Source organism: Denitrificimonas caeni, assembly GCF_027498055.1.
Classification (GTDB): domain Bacteria; phylum Pseudomonadota; class Gammaproteobacteria; order Pseudomonadales; family Pseudomonadaceae; genus Denitrificimonas.
The window spans coordinates 1,137,650-1,158,136 of record NZ_CP114976.1; the positions used below are offsets into that span (position 1 = coordinate 1,137,650).

Sequence of the window (20,487 nt, forward strand, 5' to 3'; positions counted from 1 at the left end):
TGGAAGAAGAAAACTATTGTAGCGCATTTGTGTGCTTGCGGTATGCGCTTGCAGCGGCAAGAATCTTGGTACGAAGGTGTACTGTGGTTACCCTGAAAACAAGAAACCCAGCCGAGGCTGGGTTTCTTGAATGATGCGAGTTTACCGCTTAAGCATTATAGAATGCTTAATGGGTACTCAACAATCAGGCGTACTTCGTTGTTATCAGGCAGACCGTAACCGTTAGCTACGTCGTTGCCACGGTAGGTCGCTTGACGAACGCGGAAGGATAGGTCTTTTGCTGCGCCGCTCTGTAGAACGTACTTAGCTTCGATATCACGCTCCCAGTTCTTACCGTCGTGACGAGTGCCAGCTTTGTTCTCGATGTTGCTACCGCGAACATAACGAGTCATGAAGCTTAGGCCTGGTACACCGAAAGTAGCCATGTCTAGGTCATAACGCGCTTGGAATGATTTCTCACCTTTAGAGGTGAAGTCATTGTATTGCACGTCGTTCAGCAGGTAAACCGAACCGCCACCATCGTAGCCATAAACATAACCATCTTTATAGCCACCTGTTACTTCTTGGTAACCAGCGGTCAGAGTGTGTGCTTCAAGGAAGTTGTATGCAGCTGCGAGGCTCCACACGTTATTCTTGTCGCTTCTGTCACCGCGATCGGAGTCTTTGTTAGTGAACTTCGAGTTGTACATGTTGAAGTCGAAGTTAATGCTTTGTGTGTCAGCCAATGGCAATGTGTAGTTCACATTGGTGTAGTGCTTTTTAGCTTCGAAGCGGCTTTCGTTACCTTTGTGACCTAGTTTAGCGTCAGAGTAGTAGTAAGCAGCGCTTAGATCGTTGGTAAAGTTGTAACGACCACCGATCAAATCTAACGAGCGCAGGCTATTGCCATCTTGGAAAGAGTCATAACTGAAAGTAGTGCTGTCGCGTGAAGCTCTATCCATTGCTGATAAAGCAGTGAAGTGACCAAGGTTTAATTCTAGGTTTTCAATTTCGTTGCTGGTTAATAAGAAACCAGTGGCGCTTTCTGGCAACAGACGTGAATCGTCAGTTGAGAAAACAGGCAGGTCAACAAACTGCTCACCGTACTTTAGAACTGTGTTAGACAAGCGGAGCTTAACTGCAGCGCCTGCTTTGCTGAAATTGTCTACAGCTTTTTCGTTGCGATCTGCACCGCGGCTTGTGCCAGGAAACTGACCGTTACTAAAACGACCTGGGCCTGAATCTAAGCGGATGCCTTGTAAACCAAAAGCATCAATACCAAAACCAACAGTACCTTGAGTGAAGCCAGACTCGTAGATTGCTTTTAAGCCTAGACCGGTATCTTCGCGGTAGCTTTGTCTTTTGTCATCATTCAGGGTAGGAACTGCTGTCTTGTTGCGGAAGTCGCGGTTCATGTAAAGAACGCGAGAATGCACATCGAGCTTGCTGTCTTCGATGAAGCCATTTGACTCAGATTGCTGGCTTGCAACCGCCATTTGTGTACTTGCTGCGGCTACTGCTAGGGCAATAACGCTCAACTTAATCATTTGCATAAATAATGCTCCTGGATTGGTTTGGATGATTGCTTTGCCTGCAAAACATTTGCCGGCAGGACTTACTCTAATAATCGAGACATATTCTAGAGTTATTTTATCAATGTTGCTAGCCCCCTGATGGTTCTATTCAGCAGGCATTCAGATAAATGTGCTTTATGCGGACGTAAACTCAATAAAACCTTATAGTTACGCCTGTTCTCTGCAGCTAGGCTTGATTTAAAGCAATAAACAAAAGGTGTGCTTATGTTTGAAATGGATAAACGCTTGACCCAAGACACAGTTGTTCTCGGTGATTTGGCATTGTGCCGTGTCTTGCTGATGAATGATAGCCGTTACCCTTGGCTGATTTTGGTGCCCCGCTGTGCGGCTGCCAGTGAGGTGTTTGATTTGACTGCAGAACAGCAGCAGCAACTTTGGCAGGAGGCCAGTTTGCTCGGACAGGTGCTTAAGGGGTTGTATCAGGCGGATAAAATCAATATTGCGAGCTTGGGTAATGTGGTCAGCCAGTTGCATGTGCATGTGGTAGTACGGATGCAGAGCGACCAAGCTTGGCCAGCGCCAGTGTGGGGGCGGGGTGAGGCGCAGCCTTACTTGGCAGAAGACATTGCGCAGCTTAGCGTGCGTTTGCGTACAACCTTAATTGAATATGGTTTGGTTGCTGTGGAGGAGGGGGTATGAGTTTGGAGCAAAAAATTGCTGAGCTGGAAATGCGTCAGGCTTTTCAAGATGACACTGTGCAAGCCCTGAATGATGTTCTCGTGGAGCAGCAGCGTTTGATTGCTAATATGCAGCGCCAATTGGAGTTGCTGGCGCAGCGCCAGAGTGATTTGCACACCCAGTTTGATGAAACACCGAATGACCCGCCGCCACATTATTAAGCTTTGCGAGCTTTAAAGAGGTGCGCACTGCGGCACTTATTGATGAGGTCGCAGTGCGCTAGGCTTGCGTATTGCTCAATGCTAGCGCTCAGTTACTTAGGGGTATGCCAAGCCATGACAACATCGAGCATGCGGTTGGAAAAGGCCCACTCATTGTCATACCAAGCCAGCACTTTAACTAGATTGCCTTGTACACGGGTTTGCGTCAGGTCGGCGATGCATGACACTGGGTGACCATTAAAATCGCAGGATACTAGCGGTTGCTCGTTGCATTCCATAACACCCGCAGCAAGCTGCGCGGCACCTTGGCTGAGTATGCTATTTATTTCTGCTTGGCTGGTTTCGCGCTCAGCGATAAAGCTTAAATCAACCAGTGATACGTTTTGCGTGGGAACCCGTACAGCCATGCCGTCTAGGCGGCCAGCCAGTTCGGGGATAACTAAGCCTATGGCTTTGGCTGCGCCGGTGCTAGTCGGAATAATAGAGCTGGCTGCGGCGCGGGCGCGGTATAAGTCTTTATGGTTTTTATCGAGAAGGTTTTGGTCGTTCGTGTAGGCGTGGATTGTGGTCATCATACCTTGCTGGATACCAACTGTTTCATGCAGCACTTTAGCGAGCGGGGCTAGACAGTTTGTGGTGCAGGAGGCGTTGGACACAATTTGCTGCTGGTCCAATAGCTGATGGTTAATGCCATAGACAACGGTCAGATCGGCGCTATCCATAGGGTGTGCTAAGAGGACACGATTAGCGCCTGCGTTTAGGTGTTGCGCAGCTTGCGCTCGCTGTTTCATGCGTCCGGTGCATTCTAAGACCACATCAACCTCTAGTGCCTGCCATGGTAATTGCGCAGGGTCGGCTTGATTGAGTAGGCGGATGGATTGCTCGCCGATAATTAAATTGTTTTCACAAAGTTGTACTGCATGGGCAAAGCGACCAAAGGTTGAGTCGAAGCGGGTGAGGTGGGCTAAGGTTTTGGCATCACCTAAGTCGTTAATCGCGACTATTTGTAGTTTCGTATGTAGCCCGCGCTCAAATATGCTGCGCAGTATATTGCGGCCAATGCGTCCATAACCATTAATTGCAATTCGCAACATTGTCTTATCCTTGTTCGTAATTGATAGAGGTTTGTGTTGACTCTAATTGCGTAACGCTCCGAAGGTTGCGCAGCCATTTAAGGTTTGCTCGTTGAGTTGCAGTTTAGCGGTTAAGTGATAAACAGTGCCGCTCATACTGTCGATACACTGTTGTGGGCTGACCCATAAACGCAGATTTTGGCTGTTGGCTTCGCTGCTGATATTAAATTGACCGCCTGGGAGTTGCTCTTCGATGTAGGGTAAGGCAACCGCTGGCTCGCCGGGGAGGTTTAAAATCAAACCTTTAGGGGTTTGCAGTACTGACCAAAAGGGTTCGTTACCGCTGGCCCGTATTAATAAGCGGGTAAAGTCTGCATCGTCACAGCCGTGCCCTTCGATTTGTAGGCGATAGCGTTGGGTTGGTGTGAAACTCTGCTTGCTGGCATCGAAATGGCCGCTGAAGTCGACAAATAAACCTTCTGGTGCTTCAGGGCGAAGCATATCGAGCTCTTCGCTCAGTGCCTGCGAGGGTTTTAAAACGTAGTTGTCAGATGAAGAGCAGGGCTGGAATAACCACTGTGCATTAGAGTAGGTCAGGGCACCCTGCAAGCGTGTGCTGGGCTCTGTGCTCTGGGTGTTTGCTGTGAATACTTGGCAAGCACTGAGCGAAGCAGTCAAGGCCAGTATCCCAAAAGTACGTAAGTAAGGCATGCAGTCGGTTACCGTAAGAAAATAAAAGGGCGGTTAGCGCTGCCAGCTGCTTTTAGCTTTTATTGCACTGACCGGTTAGTAATGTATCGCACTGAGTGCAAGGAGTATCAAGCCTACAACGTGCTAATGCAGTGCACAACTGTGACTTTTAGGTGGGGCTTTGCTGGAAGTGGCTGTTTGCGGTATGAGTTAGGCGGCATTTAAGAGGCAAAAAAAAGCCCCTGAGCATTACTGCTAGGGGCTTTTAATTTGTTTGGAGGCCGAGGCCGGAATCGAACCGGCGTTCACGGATTTGCAATCCGCTGCATAACCACTCTACCACCCGGCCTAAACAAAAACGCCGCACTAAGCGGCATTCTTGATGACAAACTGGAGCGGGAAACGAGATTCGAACTCGCGACCCCAACCTTGGCAAGGTTGTGCTCTACCAACTGAGCTATTCCCGCAATGTCTTGGTGACGGGCGCTATAATAGCGAATCAGAATATTTAGTCAAGCCCTTGATTGTAAAAAAGTTAATCTTCTTTTTGTTTGGTGTGTAAATGTGGTTTGGCTGCCAGTAAATACTGGACCATTGACCACAGTGTCAGCACTGCTGAAAGTATCAGTAAAGCATAACCGCTAATCACCCACTGATTAAACGCAGGTGGGTTGGCCAGTAAAATAATTAGAGCCAGCATTTGTGCTGCGGTTTTCCATTTGCCTATATTGGAAACGGCAATTTGCGCACGCTCACCCAGTTCGGCCATCCACTCGCGCAAAGCCGATACCATGATTTCTCGGCAGATAATAATCACTGCCGGTAAGGTCAGCCATAAGTTTGCATGCTCCGCGACTAAGAGCACTAAGGCCACTGCAACTAAAAGTTTATCGGCTACGGGATCAAGGAAAGCGCCGAAAGGGGTGCTTTGATTTAAGCGGCGAGCCAGATAGCCATCCAGCCAGTCAGTGAAGCTGGCGAAGGCGAAAACGGCGCTGGCGGCCCAGTAACTCCAAGAAAATGGCAAGTAGAACATTAAAATAAAGACGGGAATCAGTGCCACGCGCATTACAGTTAAAATATTTGGGATATTCATTGAGTAATTATTTTCTTGGTAAAGATTTGAAGGAGGATAGTTTACCCTTGGCGCAGTGCACTATATATAGATTCGGCAAGAGTTTTACTGATACCAGGGGTTTTTGCGATTTCTTCGACGCTGGCACGGGATAGCTCTTGTAAGCCACCAAAGTATTTTAGCAGCTCGCGACGGCGTTTAGGGCCGACGCCTGTTATACCTTCGAGTACCGAGGTGCGGCGAGTTTTGCCGCGGCGCGCACGGTGCCCTGTAATGGCGAAGCGGTGAGCTTCGTCGCGAATTTGTTGAATAAGGTGCAAGGCAGGCGAGTGACTGGGTAAATTAAGCTCGGTTGCCGTGTCATTGATGTATAACGTTTCAAAGCCTGCTTTGCGAGTCGCGCCTTTAGCTACACCGAGCAGCAGAACGTGCTCTATCTTCAGTTCGGTAAAAACCTCGCGGGCCATATTCAGTTGACCTTTGCCGCCGTCAACTAAGAGTACATCAGGCAGTTTGCCTTGATTTTCTAGCGCACCGCTGAGTCGGCGATGGAGCACTTGGCGCATTGCCGCATAGTCATCGCCAGCGGTAACACCTTCTATATTGTAACGGCGGTAATCAGATTTGCGCGGTCCTTCAGGACCAAACACCACGCAAGAAGCAACAGTTGCCTCGCCACTGGAGTGACTGATATCAAAGCACTCTAAGTGGTTGGGCGCTTCAGGTAGCTCTAATGCTTTGGCCAGAGCAGTAAAACGCGCGGCCATTTGCGTGCGATTGACCAAGCGAGTCTGCAGGGCTTGTTCGGCATTGGTCATAGCCAGTTGTTGCCAGCGCGCGCGCGTGCCGCGAACACGGTAACGAATACCAATGTGTTGGCCACATTGTTGGGCGATAGCTGCGGCAATTGCTGGCCAGTCGGCGTGGTCGCTGCTGACAATAAGCTCACTGGGAAAATCGCGATCTTGGCGGCCTAAGTAGTATTGCGCGGTAAATGCGGCTAAGACGCTGGCGCTGTCTTCTTCAATAGCAACTTGTGGGAAAAAGTTATTACTGCCTAAAACACGACCGTCGCGGACGTTGATTATATGCACGCAGGCACCGCCAGCTGTGGCTGTTGCGGCAATAATATCGACATTGCCGTGTCCGCCTTCCATGCTTTGCTGGTCTTGAACGCGGCGTAAAAGCGCTATTTGATCCCGTAGTGCAGCAGCTTGTTCAAAATCAAGCTGCTGTGCAGCCTGTTCCATGGCTTGGGTTAGCTCATCGGTTAAAGCGTTACTGCGACCTTCTAAGAACATGATAGATAGGCGTACATCTTCAGCGTATTCAGCGGCATCCACTAAACCTACGCAGGGTGCTTTGCAGCGTTGAATTTGGTATTGCAGGCAAGGGCGGCTGCGGTTGTGGTAAAAGCTATCTTCGCACTGGCGCACTTTAAAGGCTTTTTGCAGCAGGCTGAGACTTTCTTTAATCGCCCCAGCGCTGGGGTAAGGGCCAAAATAGCGGCCTGCTTTTTTTTTGCTACCGCGGTGCATCCCTAAGCGTGGGAACTCATTGCTAGAGACAATGACATAAGGGTAGCTTTTATCATCACGCAATAAAATATTGTAGGGCGGTCGCCACTGCTTGATTAGGGTTTGTTCAAGTAGAAGCGCTTCTGTTTCGTTGGCAGTAACAGTTAGCTCGATACTGGCTATTTTGGCAACGAGTGCTGCGGTTTTAGGTGCGCTAACTGTGGTTTTAAAATAGCTGCTTAAGCGGTTTTTAAGGTTTTTAGCCTTGCCAATATAGAGCAATTGCTGATCAGCCGAAAACATGCGGTATACCCCTGGGTGTTGGGTGCAAGAGCGCAAGAAGGCGGAAGCATCAAAAGGTTGGCTGGTCATTGGTAGGCTTATGGGTTGGAGTTTTCAACAAGATTGTGGCGTACGGCGAGTAATGCCAGCTCCACGTCATTTTCAATGTTGAGCTTATCAAAAATCCGGTAGCGATAGGTGTTGACTGTTTTTGGTGATACGCACAGCAGGTCAGAAATTGACTGAATCTTTTGGCCGTTGGCAATCATTAAGGATACTTGCATTTCACGGTCAGACAGTTGCTCGAATGGGCAGTTGTGTTGATTGTTATCGAATGACTTAAGGGCCATCTGCTGGGCAATATCTGGGCTTAAGTAGTGTTTGCCAGCGGCGACTAGGCGAATGGCACGGACAGTTTCTTCAATGCAGCTGCCTTTAGTAAGGTAACCGCTGGCACCAGCTTGCAACAAACGGGTCGGGAATGGGTCGTCGGCATAGGCGGAGAGTGCCAGCACTTTAACTTGCGGGAAGCGTTGTTTGATTTTACGAGTAGCTTCTAGGCCGCCAATGCCAGGCATACGAATATCCATGAGGACAACGTGCGGCTCTAAATCAGCAAGCATGCTATACGCTTGCTCGCCACTACTGGCTTGCCCTAATACCTGTAAATCGCTGATGTCACTGAGCATTCGCGCAATGGCAGTGCGCACCAGGTCATGGTCATCGACTAACAAAAGTTTGATCAAAAGCCACCCCAACACTGAAACAATTTAATGAATTGTACTTCCCAGCATTTATAACACAATAACAGTGCAGGACTTTTGCTTAGGGTCATGGCTTCAGCGCCTAGTAGCTGTGTTAAGAGGTGCTGAGGCTTGTATACTGCAGGTGAATTTTAAGGAACCATCCTTGTGACCATACAAATTAACTGGATATGCAGCGACGCTGAGCTAGCAGAGCGCTGCAAATATTGGAATACATTAGCATTTATAGCCTTGGATACTGAGTTTATCCGCGTTGATACCTTCTACCCGATTGCCGGCCTGTTGCAGGTCAGTGATGGTGAAAATACTTACTTGCTTGATCCTTTGTTGATTAATAATTGGCAGCCTTTAGCGCAGCTTTTTAATAATCCGCAGGTGGTCAAGGTGCTGCATGCTTGCGGCGAGGACCTTGAAGTGTTTTCGTTGCTGGTGGGCGCTCTGCCTGCGCCAATGTTTGATACGCAGTTAGCTGCTGGGTATTTAAATATTGGCTTTTCAATGGGCTATTCACGTTTAGTGGAGCAGCTATTAGACATTGAGCTGCCTAAAGGCGAGACCCGCTCTGATTGGTTGCAGCGCCCGTTAACCGAGCTGCAAGTGCTTTATGCAGCGCAAGATACAGCCTACTTAGTTGATGTCTATCAAGCGCTTGCCCAGCAGTTGACTGAGCAAAAGTATGCTTGGGTGTTGGAAGATGGTGCCGCTTTAGTTGCCAGCTATGAGCAAGAGCCTGACCCTTACGAGTTTTGGCGTACAGTGAAATTAGCGTGGAAGTTGACCCCGCAGCAGCTTGCAGTGTTACGAGAGTTGGCAGCATGGCGCGAGTTGCAAGCCCGCGCGCGTGATGTGCCGCGCAATCGCATTATTCGTGAGAGTACGCTGTGGGCGTTGGCCAATGAGCAACCCAGAGATATGACGCACCTGGCTCAGTTGGAGGATATGCATCCGCGTATCTTGCGTAAAGAAGGTGCTACTTTATTAAGTCTGATTAAGCAGGCCAAGGGTTTGCCTGAGCAAGATTGGCCGCCGGCCCTGCCTGAGCCTTTGCCCGTTGAGGCAACTAAACTATTAAAGCGTTTACGCAAAATAGGTCTGGATCTTGGGGGGAAGCTCGATATCGCCCCAGAAATGATGCTGCGTAAAAAAATCCTTGAAGAGCTTTTGCGTAGCGGCTACCCCAGTGGCCCTTATACTTTGCCGGAGAGTTTGCAAGGGTGGCGCCGAGAGTTGCTGGGTGAGTCATTATTGCAGTGTTTAGAGGATATACAGTGAAACGAATTTGTTCGGTTTATCATAGTACTAAGAAGAGCGGAATGTATCTGTATGTGTTGCGGGCAGATGCATTGAAGCGTGTGCCAGCACCTTTGCTAGAGTTGTTTGGTCCGGCTAAGCACGCATTTGATTTGGTGCTAACGCCCGAGAGAACTTTGGTTCGGGAGGATATTGTTGAGGTGCTAAAAAACTTAGACGCGCAAGGTTACCATTTGCAAATGCCGCCACCAGAAGATGAATATATTGTGCATTGGCCGGAGGAGTTATTGCGTCGCAATGATCCCGTGTGAGTGATCTTTGCTCTGCATGGGTTATTTCACTTGCGGCTGTTTCGCGGTTAAGTTTTAAAAACGTTCTTAGTGTTGCTTTTTTATAGCTAAAAGTTATATGGTTTTGACTTTTATGCGTTTTTGGCATATTATAGTGGGCCAAAACCTTTGAGGAGGATTAGGTCGTCATGCGTATTAAAGGTTCTAGTACTCGTACGAAGCCAGCAGAAGCTGTGACTTCGCGTACAACACTTGAAGAACAAACAGCCGCTTTCCTAAAGAAAGGTGGTGAGATTGAAGAAGTGCCACGTGGAATTAGTGGACAGCAACAGGTCAGTTATTTCCGTCGTTCTACACCAGCAACGCGTAAGCCTGCTGAGATACCTGGTGCAAAGCCTGCCGTAAAAAGCTAGCTAGATAGTTAAAAAGTTTTACTGCGCGTCACTTATAAAAGGTTTGCTTTTTGTAAGTGGCGCGTTTTTATTTATGTTTGGTTTGTCAGTGGCTAAGCATTGACAAATTACAGGCATAAAAAAACCCGCCGAAGCGGGTTTTTTCAGGAGCACAAATTAAGAAACAACTTGTACTTCTTCAGCTTGCATACCTTTCTGGCCGCGAGCAGCTACGAAAGATACAGTCTGGCCTTCTTTAAGGCTTTTGAAGCCGTCGCTTTGGATAGCGCGGAAGTGAACGAAAAGATCGTCACCTGATTGAGGAGTGATGAAGCCGAAGCCTTTTTCATCGTTAAACCATTTAACTACACCAGTTTGGCGATTAGACATTGTATGTCTCCTTGTACGAAGTAAAATTATACTTAGGCTGAGCCCAAGGTGATACTGAGCGCAAGGAGTTACAGGAGTCGTAGCAATGATTGGATCGAGATCTAAACATATATTGATTCACGGTTACACATTTGCAGCAGCAGTGAGGTGTACTTTACCTGTTTTTTACTGAAGTGCCAGCATTATTTTAAAAATGATCCAAAAGGCTAAGGTTTATATTTTATAGGCAGGGTTCATTCTTGCTGGCTGGGTTGTGTTAACTCTTAGCTGTTGCAGGTAAACTACGGTCAAATTTTATTGACTTAAATACCCAGAGTTTAGGAAGGTTCGTATGAGCATAAAGCCCGATAAGTGGATTCGTCGTATGGCGCAAGAGCACGGCATGATTGAGCCTTTTGTGGAGCGTCAGGTGCGCAATGAGGGTGATGAGCGTCTGATCTCTTATGGTGTATCCAGTTATGGCTATGATGTGCGCTGTGCTGATGAGTTTAAGGTGTTCACTAACTTGCACTCGGTGACGGTGGATCCGAAAAACTTTGATGAGAAGAGTTTTGTCGATGTGAAGGGGCCGGTGTGTATTATCCCGCCTAACTCGTTTGCTTTGGCGCGTACTGTGGAGTTTTTCCGGATTCCACGCAATGTGCTGACCATTTGTTTGGGCAAGAGTACTTATGCTCGGTGTGGAATTATCGTTAACGTGACGCCCCTTGAGCCAGAGTGGGAAGGGCATGTGACACTTGAGTTCTCGAATACAACGACATTGCCGGCAAAGATTTATGCCAATGAAGGTGTTGCGCAGATGTTGTTTTTTGAATCAGATGAAGAGTGTGAAGTGTCGTATAAGGACCGTGATGGTAAGTATCAAGGACAGCGCGGTGTAACTCTGCCGCGAGCCTAATGCTGTTTAACTGAGCGTTAACTGAAACGGTAGATTGTGTGAGCAGTCTGCCGTTTTTTATTGCCTGTACTTCGCTAGTTTTGGATAGTCAGTGCTGCGCTCGATTTGGGAGCGCGGGCAGCTCGCCCGCAAAAGCTTGAATATCTCTACTGAGGTTAAGAGTTGTTGATATGAGCTGACTGCGCAGGCGGCCCGCTCGTAAAGTGCTTAAATATATCGACTGAAGTTGCGCGCTGTGCTGTGCTTCGATATTGCTGTTTTTCCATCGATGAACCCAGCAGGGGGGCAAATCCGGCGCTGCGCCATCCATGGCTTCGCTCGTCACAGCAACATCGAAGCAGGCATTGAGCATCTGTAGTGTCTGAATGAATAAGACAGCGTTCTTTTTAAATGCGCGCGCGTTAGGCTTCTAAAAACGCTGGTAAATAATGAGAGCTTACTGGCAGATGTGCTTTTCAAGAGACGTGCATCAATCTTGCCAGCAACATCACGGATCAATGAGTAGTGCATGAGTATCGTGGTAAGCGTCGCCAAGGATAGCGTAGTGCCCGAATGGCGCTGGGAAAGCGCATTGAGGGAAAAGCGGTATTCATCCAGTACGGCACGCGCAAGTCATGTTTAGTTTTAAGACATGTACTACCACAGGTGCATAGCGTTCATGCATGACTGCTCTAGCCCTTACAAAGGAAAAAGTATCGGCACTAAAAGCACGCTTGCGAACATCACAATCAGCGTAAAAGGCACGCCAATGCGCACAAAATCACTGAACCTGTACTGACCGGGTCCCAGCACTAAGGTGTTAACCGGTGAGGAAATGGGCGTCATAAAAGCTGCTGAGGCAGCCAAGGCCACGATCATAGCGAAGGGGGCTGGGGATGCTTGCAGTGCTTGAGCGCTGGCAATGGCGACTGGAGCCATGAGTACTGCAGTGGCTGTGTTGGAAATAAAGAGTCCGATCACTGCTGTGGTGATAAATAATATTGCCAAAATCATCCGTGGCCCAGCATTGCCAAATAGCCCCAATAAGCCTTCCACAGCTAAAGCAATCCCGCCGGTTTTTTGCAGCGCTAGGGCAAAGGGTAGCATGCCAACAATCAGTAAAATACTTGGCCAGTGAATGGAGCGATAAGCGCTTTCCATATCAATACAGCGAAAAGCACCCATTAATAGGCAGCCAATAAATACCGCAAGAACGTTAGGTACAATGCCGCTCACCATCAAGATGACCATCACTGCCAAGCTAAATAAGGCGTGAGGTGCTTGGCTGAGCGCCGGCGCCACATCATCCACTTCGGCGGGTAGACTCAGGACTAAAAAATCCCGGTTATGACCTTGTAAGTTACGAATATCTTGCCAGTTACCTGCCACCAGTAAGGTGTCGCCAGCTTTCAGCTTCTCATCAACTAATAAACCATCTAAAGCGTGTTGATTGCGGCGTAGGCCAATGACGTTAAGTTTGCGCTTACTACGAAAGCCCAGCTCTTGAATGGTTTTGCCGGTTAAGCGTGAGTCTGGCGGTAGCATTACTTCAGCGACACCTAAGGTGCGGTGGTGGTCATTGAAGTAACTGTTTTGCATGGCAACAGGTTCAATGCCCAGTTCATAGTAGGAGTTTAATAGATCAATGGTGGGGCTTACTAAGTCGACCAGTAGGACGTCGCCGCTGCGCAGCTCAGTGCTACCCGTAGCGCCGAGCAGGGTGCGCCGGAAACGCCGCTGGCGCTCTACGGCAATCACGTTAATGCCGTATTGTTTGCGCAGCTGTAGCTCGTTTAAAGTTTGTCCGACGAGGTTGGAGTTTGGGCGCACGCGTAAGCGTCGTTCGCGACCCGCCAAACGGTAATCACGCACAAGGTCGGCAATATGGTGGCGTGGCTCACCGGCGGCTTTTTGACTGTCGGCACTGGCCAGCCAGTGGCGTGTGGCAAGCATATAGATGACACCTAAAACCAAGACAGTTAAACCAATGGGGGCAAAAGAAAAAAAGCTGAAACCACTGTAGCCCGCTCGCACCAGTTCACTGTGGACAATCATGTTGGGCGGGGTCGCAACCAGAGTGAGCATGCCGCTGATTAAGCCGGCAAAGCTTAGGGGCATCATAAGGCGGCTTGGGTGGATATTCAGGCGCACAGAGATGCTAAGCACAATGGGGATGAAAATGGCTACCACACCGGTGGAGCTCATGACTGAACCGAGTCCAGCTACGGTAAGCATCAATAGTACGATCAGGCGAGTTTCACTGCTGCCGGCACGCTGCATTAAGCGCTCACCAAGTTGATAAGCAATGCCCGTGCGCACTAAACCTTCACCAATGACAAAGAGCGCCGCGATCACCACAACGCTGGGGTCGCTAAAACCCGCAAGGGTTTCTTGCACAGTGAGCACGCCAGTCAGTGGTAGAGCCACAATCATCAGTATGGCAACCACGTCCATACGTGGTTTGTTGCGGACAAATAACACCACTGCGCAAAATAGCAGGAGCAGTACCCAGCCCAGCTGCAGGTTCATTTTAGCTCAGCAGTAAAGCGTCGTCGGCCAGTTTTTCGCCGCGCACTTGTTCGAACATTGCGAGCAAATCAGCTACCCCCAGCCCTTTGCGTTCATCACCGCTGACATCCAGCACTACTTGACCTTGGTGCAGCATGATGGTGCGATCGCCAACATCTAGAGCTTGGCGCATGCTGTGGGTCACCATCATGGTGGTCAGCTGTTTTTCGGCGACAATGCGCTCAGTCAGCTGTAACACAAAGTCAGCGGTGCGCGGATCGAGCGCTGCGGTATGTTCATCAAGCAGCAATATTTGTGATGGGCGCAAAGCTGCCATGAGCAAACTGACTGCTTGACGCTGACCGCCGGAGAGTAAGCCAATGCGGTCGTGTAAGCGGTTTTCGAGGCCTAAGCCCAAGGTCGCTAAGTGGGCGCGAAAGTTATCCCGCTGCGATGCTTTAACTGCACGGCTCAGGCCGCGACGTTGGCCGCGCTGTTCTGCCAACGACATATTTTCTTCAATGGTCAGATCTTCACAGGTGCCGGCCATTGGGTCTTGGAATACTCGCGCAACTTGTTTGGCTCTCTCCCAAACAGGCATCTGCGTGACATCCATATCATCAATTAAAATGCTCCCGCTATCGACCCCTAAATCACCAGAGATAGCGTTGAGGAAAGTGGATTTGCCTGCCCCATTGGTGCCAATGACGGTGACAAACTGGCCGGTAGGAATTTGCAGGGACATGCCACATAAAGCACGGGTTTCAATGGGCGTGCCGGGGTTGAAAGTGATGTGTAAATCATTGGCTTTAAGCATCTTAAACCCTCTTGCGCCGTGACATGCGCTGTTTGAGTAGTGGGATCACCAAAGCAAAGGTGACCAGCAATGCAGTAATTAAATTGAGGTCTTGTGCTTGCAAGCCGATAAAGTCGCTGTTGAGGGCTAAGGCAATAAAGAAACGATAAACAATAGCACCCAAGATCACCGCTAAGGTAATCAAAAACAGTTTGCGCGACGGCAGAATGCTCTCGCCGACAATCACTGCGGCTAAACCAATCACAATAGTACCAATGCCCATGGAGATATCTGCGCCACCTTGGCTTTGCGCGAATAGGGCGCCGGCTAAGCCGACCAGACCATTAGAAATGGCCATGCCTAAAATAATCATTGCGCCAGTATTAATGCCTTGCGCGCGGGCCATGCGAGGGTTGGAGCCGGTGGCGCGAATGGCCAAGCCCTGGCGGGTGGAAAAATAAGCATCCAGCGCGAGCTTGGCGAGGATAACGACAATAATTAAAATTACTGGGCGGGCAATATAGTCGATCAGCCAGCTGGGCTCCAGAATGGTAAACACAGTTGGTTCCATAATCAGAGGAATGTTGGGCTTGCCCATAATGCGTAAGTTAATGGAGTACAGGGCGGTCATCATGAGAATACTGGCCAGTAAATCCATGATTTTTAAGTGCACATTTAAAATTGCGGTGAGCACGCCAGCACAAGCGCCGGCGAGCGCTGCCAGGGCAGTGGCTAGAAAGGGGTCCATGCCGCTGGAAATGCATAATGCACCCACAGCGCCGCCTAAGGGGAAGCTGCCGTCAACAGTTAAGTCAGGAAAGCGGAGTAAGCGGAAGGAGATAAACACCCCGAGTGCCACTAAACTAAAGATCAGGCCGATCTCAAGGGCACCAAACATTGAAAACAGGGACATGGGCAGGTTGACCGAAGGCTAAATTAAAAGACCCCGAGCACTGTGCAGTACTCGGGGCGCGGTAGGGTATTAACGGATTACTTCAGTGGCGCTCTCAATCAGCTCTTCTGACAAGGTCACGCCTTGTTTTTCAGCAGCGGCTAAGTTGATAAACAACTGAATGTTTTCACTGGTTTGCGGCTTGATATCGCCGGGCTTTTCGCCTTCTAGTATGCGCACCACGATGCGACCCGTTTGCAGGCCTAAATCATGGTAGTTCACGCCAAGGGCGGCAATGGCGCCACGCTTAACACTGTCGGTATCCGATGCAATCAAAGGAATCTGCATGTCGTTACCGACTTTTACCAGCGCTTCATAAGCGGAGACCACGTTATTGTCGGTGTTAGTATAAATCACATCGACTTTACCGACGAGGCTGCGTGCTGCGCTGCCCACATCCACTGAACGTGGTGCGGCGGCTTCAACCAGAGTCAGGTCATATTGCGGCAAGATTTCTTTTAGTGCCTCGACCACCGCAACAGAGTTGGCTTCGCCGGGGTTGTAGACGATGCCAATGCGCTTGGCTTCAGGTACTACTTGCTTAACCAGCTCCATCTGCTTGCCCAGCTCAAGGACGTCGGAAACACCGGTCACGTTAGTGCCGCTGGCTTCCCAGCTTGGCGTGAGCTGGCCTTGGACTGGGTCAGTCACCGCAGTAAAGACAATGGGGATGCGCTTGGTGCCAGCCACTGCCGCTTGGGCAGAGGGGGTACCAATGGTTACGATGGCGTCAGCTTGGTCGCCAATAAACTTGCGGGCGATTTGTGCTGCAGTGCCGGTGTTGCCTTGGGCGCTTTGGTATTGCCATTTGAGGTTTTTACCTTCGCTGTAGCCGGCTTCGTTGAGGGCATCTAAAACGCCATCGCGAGCGGAGTCGAGCGCTGGGTGTTCAACAATTGCGGTGACTGCGACTGATTTGACCGATTCTGCTAAAGCACCGAATGAAGTGCCCATGGCCAAGGTAAGTGCGCTCAATGTTAGCAGTGCTTTTTTTGAAAATGTCGTCATATGTGCATGCCTCTTCATTGGGGTGGTGGCGAAAAAGCTCACTCAACCCCGTTATTTATAGGGAGATAAATCAGCTTAGTCTAAGCTGGCAATACGCGTATGTTGTTCAGTTAAACGGGCTAATGCTTGCTCGTAATCTGCTTGCTTAGCACGTTCTTTTTCAATTACATCGGCTGGCGCTTTAGCGACAAAGCCTTGGTTGGAGAGCTTACCAACCACACGTTTAATTTCACCATTTAAACGCTTAATTTCTTTATCTAAGCGGGCTAATTCAGCTTGGGTATCAATCAAACCGGCCATGGGGACTAAAACTTGCATCTCGCCGACCATGGCAGTGGCCGACATCGGTGCTTCTTGGTCTGAGCTCAGTAGGGTGACGGTATCAAGCTTGGCCAGCTTATTGAGTGAGACTTGGTTGACCTCTAGGCGGCGAATATCTTCCGCAGTGGTGTTGCCAAGGAACAGTGGAATAGGCTTGCCGGGGCTGATATTCATTTCTGCACGGATATTGCGCAGCGCTAGCATCAGCTCTTTGAGCCACTCAATATCACCCTCTGCCTGCGCATCAAGGCCCTTGCTGTCACTGCAGGGGAACGGCTGCAGCATAATGGTTTTACCAGTTTTACCGGCCATGGGCGCGATACGTTGCCAGATTTCTTCAGTGATAAAGGGCATAAATGGGTGGGCTAAACGCAGTGCCGCTTCCAGTACGCGGACTAAAGTGCGGCGGGTGCCGCGGGTGCGCTCAACGGGCGCTTCTTTATCCCAAAGCACTGGCTTCGATAGCTCCAAGTACCAGTCACAGTATTCATGCCAGATAAACTCATACAGCGCTTGTGCGGCTAGATCGAAACGGAAATTATCCAACTGACGCGCCACTTCAATTTCAGTGCGCTGCAGTTGTGAGATGATCCAGCGGTCTGCCACGGTGAGCTCTACAGTTGCATTGTCTAAGCCGCAATCCTGATCTTCACACTGCATCATCACATAACGGGCAGCGTTCCAGATTTTATTGCAGAAGTTGCGGTAGCCATCCACGCGACCCATATCAAACTTCACGTCACGGCCGGTAGAGGCCAGTGATAAGAAGGTGAAGCGCAAGGCGTCAGTGCCATAGCTGGCAATGCCATCGGCAAACTCTTCGCGGGTTTGCTTTTCAATGCTCTTGGCCATTTGTGGCTGCATCATGCCGCTGGTGCGCTTTTCCACTAAGGTTTCTAGATCAATACCGTCAATGATATCCAGTGGATCTAACACGTTACCGCGCGACTTGGACATTTTATGCCCTTGGTTGTCACGCACTAGGCCATGCACATAGACAGTTTTAAATGGAATCTGCGGTGTGCCATCTTCATTTTTGATCAGGTGCATGGTTAGCATAATCATGCGTGCGACCCAGAAGAAGATGATGTCAAAACCGGTCACCAACACATCGGTGGGGTGGAAGGTTTTTAAGTAGTCAGTTTGCTCTGGCCAACCTAAGGTGGAGAACGTCCATAAGCCTGAGCTGAACCAAGTGTCCAGCACGTCATTGTCTTGGCGCAGATTAGTATCGCCCAGATTATGCTTTTCGCGCACTTCGGTTTCGTTGCGGCCGACATAAACATTGCCCGCATCGTCGTACCAGGCTGGAATACGGTGGCCCCACCAGAGTTGGCGGCTGATGCACCAGTCTTGAATGTCGCGCATCCAACTGAAGTACATGTTTTCGTATTGCTTGGGCACAAATTGAATACGGCCATCTTCCACTGCAGCAATTGCAGGCTCGGCCAGTGGCTTAGTGGATACGTACCATTGGTCGGTGAGCCAAGGCTCTATCACTGCGCCCGAACGGTCGCCGCGCGGCGTTTTCAGGGCGTGATCATCAATGCTCACCAGTAAATCGGCAGCTTGCATAGCGGTGACAATCTGCTTGCGTGCTTCGAAACGATCTAGACCGGCAAACTCGGCTGGCAGGCTGTTATCTAGCGAGTCATTGACCGAACCGTCGGCATTGAAAATTTGCGCCACAGCTAACACTGCAGCATCTTGGTCAAGAATATTAATCAAGGGCAGGTTATGGCGTTTACCCACTTCATAGTCATTGAAGTCATGGGCTGGGGTGATTTTTACACAACCAGTACCAAACTCTGGGTCACAGTAGTCATCGCCAACAATGGGAATGCGGCGGCCGACTAAAGGCAGCTCCACATACGAACCAATTAGGGCTTTATAGCGCTGATCTTCTGGGTGTACCGCAACCGCGCTATCACCGAGCATGGTTTCCGGGCGGGTGGTGGCCACCACTAAATAGTTTTTCCCGTCAGCTGTTTTAGCACCGTCAGCTAGAGGGTAGCGCAGGTTCCATAAATGACCTTTCTCGTCATGGTTTTCCACTTCAAGGTCAGAAATTGCAGTGTGGAATTTAGGATCCCAGTTGACCAGACGTTTGCCACGGTAAATTAAGCCGTCTTCATGCAGGCGTACGAAGGCTTCTTGCACCGCGTCTGACATACCGTCATCCATGGTGAAGCGCTCACGGGACCAGTCCACCGAACTGCCCAGACGACGAATCTGGCGAGTAATAGTGCCGCCTGATTCTTCTTTCCACTCCCAGACTTTATCGAGGAAGGCTTCACGGCCCAGATCATGACGGTCTTGACCTTGGGCCGCCAATTGGCGCTCCACCACCATTTGCGTGGCGATACCGGCGTGGTCAGTACCTGGCTGCCACAAAGTATTGCGGCCTTGCATACGGCGGTAGCGAATCAGCGCATCCATAATGGCGTTATTAAAACCGTGACCCATATGTAAGCTGCCGGTGACGTTCGGCGGCGGAATCATAATGGTGTACGGCTGGCCAGAACCTTGCGGGGCAAAGTATTGATTGGTTTCCCAATCCTGGTACCAAGTGGTTTCAATGGCATGCGGCTGATAGGTCGTATCCATAATGCAGTGGGACCCCTAAATAAAAGACGGCTAATCGGAAAACCGTAAAGTATACCGTCAAACGGAGCCTGGCCATAGGTTAAGGCTGATGTTTTACGAATAAAGTGACGATTTACCGCTTGTTAGTCAGGTTATGGGTGTGTGCTTGTAGCGCTTAGCGTTGAGTGCTGCTTGGCGTGAGAGCAGCAGGCGAGCTTGCTTACAGCGAGTTGCGCACAGCTAAGATGAGTCTAGAGACTTTGAAAATCTCGGCGCAGAGCTCAGGCAGATGGTGCAGTGCAAGGCAATTTATGGTAAAAAGTACGCCGCTAACACAGATAAAAAGTGCTAGTGACGTTCTCAGGGCGGGGCGAGATTCCCCACCGGTGGTAATTGCCTGATACAGGCATAGCCCACGAGCGCTTATTGATCTTTTTTTAAGGTGAGTAAGGTCAGCAGACTTGGTGCGATCCCAAGGCCGACGGTTACAGTCCGGATGAAGAGAGAGCGGGATCCGTTACCGTGCAGACCTTGCATGGCACACTCCCATTCGATCAAAAAAAGCCTTGTTTGTTCTTAAACAGGAGATCGACACAAGCGAATATGCAGAGTTCGTATTGTGCGGAGGTTTTATGTTCACAGGAATAATCGAAGCCGTAGGCCAGATTCGCAGCATGACCCCAACGGGTGGTGATGTGCGCGTACGCGTGGCTACCGGAAAGTTAGATCTAGGTGATGTGAAACTGGGTGACAGTATCGCCGTTAATGGCGTGTGCTTAACCGTGGTTGAATTGCCAGGCGATGGCTTTTGCGCCGATGTCAGCCGTGAAACACTGGCCCGGAGTGCCTTTGTGAATCTTAAAAATGGCAGTCAAGTTAACTTAGAGAAAGCTCTTTTGCCGACTACCCGTCTAGGTGGGCACTTAGTTAGTGGTCACGTTGATGGTGTTGGTGAGGTGCTATCACGCAGTGACAGCGCGCGCGCCGTTGAGTTTTGGATTCGCGCACCGAAAGAGCTGGCGCGCTATATCGCCATGAAAGGCTCGATCACCGTGGATGGCACCAGTTTGACGGTGAATGGTGTCAATGGCAGCGAGTTTGAACTGACTATTGTGCCGCACACCTTGCAAGAAACCATCATGGCGGATTACCAAGCAGGGCATTTAGTTAATCTAGAAATCGACTTAATTGCTCGCTACCTTGAGCGTTTACTCCAAGGTGAGCACGCCGCTGAGCCAACTAGCCAAGCCATTACTGCCGGTTTTTTAGCAGAGCATGGCTTTATGCGTTCTTAATTGAAGG

Annotated in this window: 19 protein-coding genes, 2 tRNA genes and 1 riboswitch; of the genes, 7 read left to right on the forward strand and 14 right to left on the reverse strand. The window is 49.7% G+C overall.

The annotated features are described in order from the left end of the window. Window positions 1–155: 155 nt before the first annotated feature. Window positions 156–1,532 carry an OprD family porin gene (locus O6P33_RS05435; protein ID WP_269819193.1) on the reverse strand — a complete coding sequence of 459 codons (1,377 nt, stop codon included), beginning with the start codon at window positions 1,530–1,532 and terminating at the stop codon, window positions 156–158. A 246-nt stretch (window positions 1,533–1,778) separates the two neighbouring features. On the opposite strand from O6P33_RS05435, the gene O6P33_RS05440 reads away from it, so the two are divergent. After that, entirely contained in the window at window positions 1,779–2,213 is a 435-nt protein-coding gene (locus O6P33_RS05440; protein ID WP_269819194.1) for an HIT domain-containing protein, read from the forward strand. Beyond that, window positions 2,210–2,413 carry a SlyX family protein gene (locus O6P33_RS05445; protein ID WP_269819195.1) on the forward strand — a complete coding sequence of 68 codons (204 nt, stop codon included), beginning with the start codon at window positions 2,210–2,212 and terminating at the stop codon, window positions 2,411–2,413. The genes O6P33_RS05440 and O6P33_RS05445 overlap by 4 nt, the downstream gene beginning before the upstream one ends. A gap of 92 nt (window positions 2,414–2,505) precedes the next feature. Here O6P33_RS05445 and gap read toward each other — a convergent pair whose 3' ends face one another. The 7 genes from gap to uvrY form a co-directional block, all read right to left on the reverse strand. Further along, on the reverse strand, window positions 2,506–3,507 hold the full coding sequence (gene gap / locus O6P33_RS05450; protein ID WP_269819196.1) for a type I glyceraldehyde-3-phosphate dehydrogenase: 1,002 nt from the start codon (window positions 3,505–3,507) through the stop codon (window positions 2,506–2,508). Window positions 3,508–3,549: 42 nt separating this feature from the next. Beyond that, entirely contained in the window at window positions 3,550–4,197 is a 648-nt protein-coding gene (locus tag O6P33_RS05455) for a COG3650 family protein (RefSeq protein WP_269819197.1), read from the reverse strand. A gap of 254 nt (window positions 4,198–4,451) precedes the next feature. Beyond that, window positions 4,452–4,525 (reverse strand) — tRNA-Cys (locus O6P33_RS05460). Between the two features lie 42 nt (window positions 4,526–4,567). Then, window positions 4,568–4,643 (reverse strand) — tRNA-Gly (locus O6P33_RS05465). Window positions 4,644–4,711: 68 nt separating this feature from the next. Further along, the gene (gene pgsA / locus O6P33_RS05470; protein WP_269819198.1) at window positions 4,712–5,272 is read right to left on the reverse strand and encodes a CDP-diacylglycerol--glycerol-3-phosphate 3-phosphatidyltransferase; all 561 of its coding nucleotides are present in this window, start codon (window positions 5,270–5,272) and stop codon (window positions 4,712–4,714) included. Window positions 5,273–5,313: 41 nt separating this feature from the next. Next, a complete protein-coding gene (uvrC, locus tag O6P33_RS05475; protein ID WP_269819199.1) occupies window positions 5,314–7,140 on the reverse strand; it encodes an excinuclease ABC subunit UvrC in 1,827 nt (608 codons plus the stop codon). An 8-nt stretch (window positions 7,141–7,148) separates the two neighbouring features. Next, window positions 7,149–7,796, reverse strand: a complete 648-nt coding sequence (gene uvrY / locus O6P33_RS05480) for a UvrY/SirA/GacA family response regulator transcription factor (protein ID WP_269819200.1) — start codon at window positions 7,794–7,796, stop codon at window positions 7,149–7,151. Window positions 7,797–7,961: 165 nt separating this feature from the next. Here uvrY and rnd point away from each other — a divergent pair, with 165 nt between their 5' ends. From rnd to O6P33_RS05495, 3 genes are all read left to right on the forward strand, one after another. Further along, window positions 7,962–9,086: a ribonuclease D gene (gene rnd / locus O6P33_RS05485; RefSeq protein WP_269819201.1), complete on the forward strand. Its 1,125-nt coding sequence runs from the start codon at window positions 7,962–7,964 to the stop codon at window positions 9,084–9,086. After that, window positions 9,083–9,376: a YcgL domain-containing protein gene (locus O6P33_RS05490; protein ID WP_269819202.1), complete on the forward strand. Its 294-nt coding sequence runs from the start codon at window positions 9,083–9,085 to the stop codon at window positions 9,374–9,376. Before rnd ends, O6P33_RS05490 begins: the two co-directional genes overlap by 4 nt. A gap of 167 nt (window positions 9,377–9,543) precedes the next feature. Then, window positions 9,544–9,768: a hypothetical protein gene (locus O6P33_RS05495; RefSeq protein ID WP_269819203.1), complete on the forward strand. Its 225-nt coding sequence runs from the start codon at window positions 9,544–9,546 to the stop codon at window positions 9,766–9,768. A gap of 156 nt (window positions 9,769–9,924) precedes the next feature. Here O6P33_RS05495 and O6P33_RS05500 read toward each other — a convergent pair whose 3' ends face one another. Beyond that, entirely contained in the window at window positions 9,925–10,137 is a 213-nt protein-coding gene (locus O6P33_RS05500) for a cold-shock protein (protein ID WP_151183899.1), read from the reverse strand. Window positions 10,138–10,468: 331 nt separating this feature from the next. Here O6P33_RS05500 and dcd point away from each other — a divergent pair, with 331 nt between their 5' ends. Next, on the forward strand, window positions 10,469–11,035 hold the full coding sequence (dcd, locus tag O6P33_RS05505; protein WP_269819204.1) for a dCTP deaminase: 567 nt from the start codon (window positions 10,469–10,471) through the stop codon (window positions 11,033–11,035). A gap of 678 nt (window positions 11,036–11,713) precedes the next feature. Here the strand turns inward: dcd and O6P33_RS05510 are convergent. The 5 genes from O6P33_RS05510 to O6P33_RS05530 form a co-directional block, all read right to left on the reverse strand. After that, window positions 11,714–13,543: an SLC13 family permease gene (locus O6P33_RS05510; RefSeq protein WP_269819205.1), complete on the reverse strand. Its 1,830-nt coding sequence runs from the start codon at window positions 13,541–13,543 to the stop codon at window positions 11,714–11,716. 1 nt (window position 13,544) lies between these two features. After that, entirely contained in the window at window positions 13,545–14,339 is a 795-nt protein-coding gene (locus O6P33_RS05515; protein ID WP_269819206.1) for an ABC transporter ATP-binding protein, read from the reverse strand. Between the two features lies 1 nt (window position 14,340). Continuing rightward, on the reverse strand, window positions 14,341–15,231 hold the full coding sequence (locus tag O6P33_RS05520) for an ABC transporter permease (RefSeq protein WP_269819207.1): 891 nt from the start codon (window positions 15,229–15,231) through the stop codon (window positions 14,341–14,343). A gap of 69 nt (window positions 15,232–15,300) precedes the next feature. Beyond that, window positions 15,301–16,278 carry an ABC transporter substrate-binding protein gene (locus O6P33_RS05525; protein ID WP_269819208.1) on the reverse strand — a complete coding sequence of 326 codons (978 nt, stop codon included), beginning with the start codon at window positions 16,276–16,278 and terminating at the stop codon, window positions 15,301–15,303. Between the two features lie 75 nt (window positions 16,279–16,353). Then, window positions 16,354–19,206 (reverse strand): valine--tRNA ligase, encoded by a 2,853-nt coding sequence (locus O6P33_RS05530; protein WP_269819209.1) that lies wholly within the window; start codon window positions 19,204–19,206, stop codon window positions 16,354–16,356. 331 nt (window positions 19,207–19,537) lie between these two features. Then, window positions 19,538–19,698: riboswitch (FMN riboswitch) on the forward strand. Window positions 19,699–19,817: 119 nt separating this feature from the next. On the opposite strand from O6P33_RS05530, the gene O6P33_RS05535 reads away from it, so the two are divergent. Continuing rightward, on the forward strand, window positions 19,818–20,480 hold the full coding sequence (locus O6P33_RS05535) for a riboflavin synthase (protein WP_269819210.1): 663 nt from the start codon (window positions 19,818–19,820) through the stop codon (window positions 20,478–20,480). Window positions 20,481–20,487 lie beyond the last annotated feature (7 nt).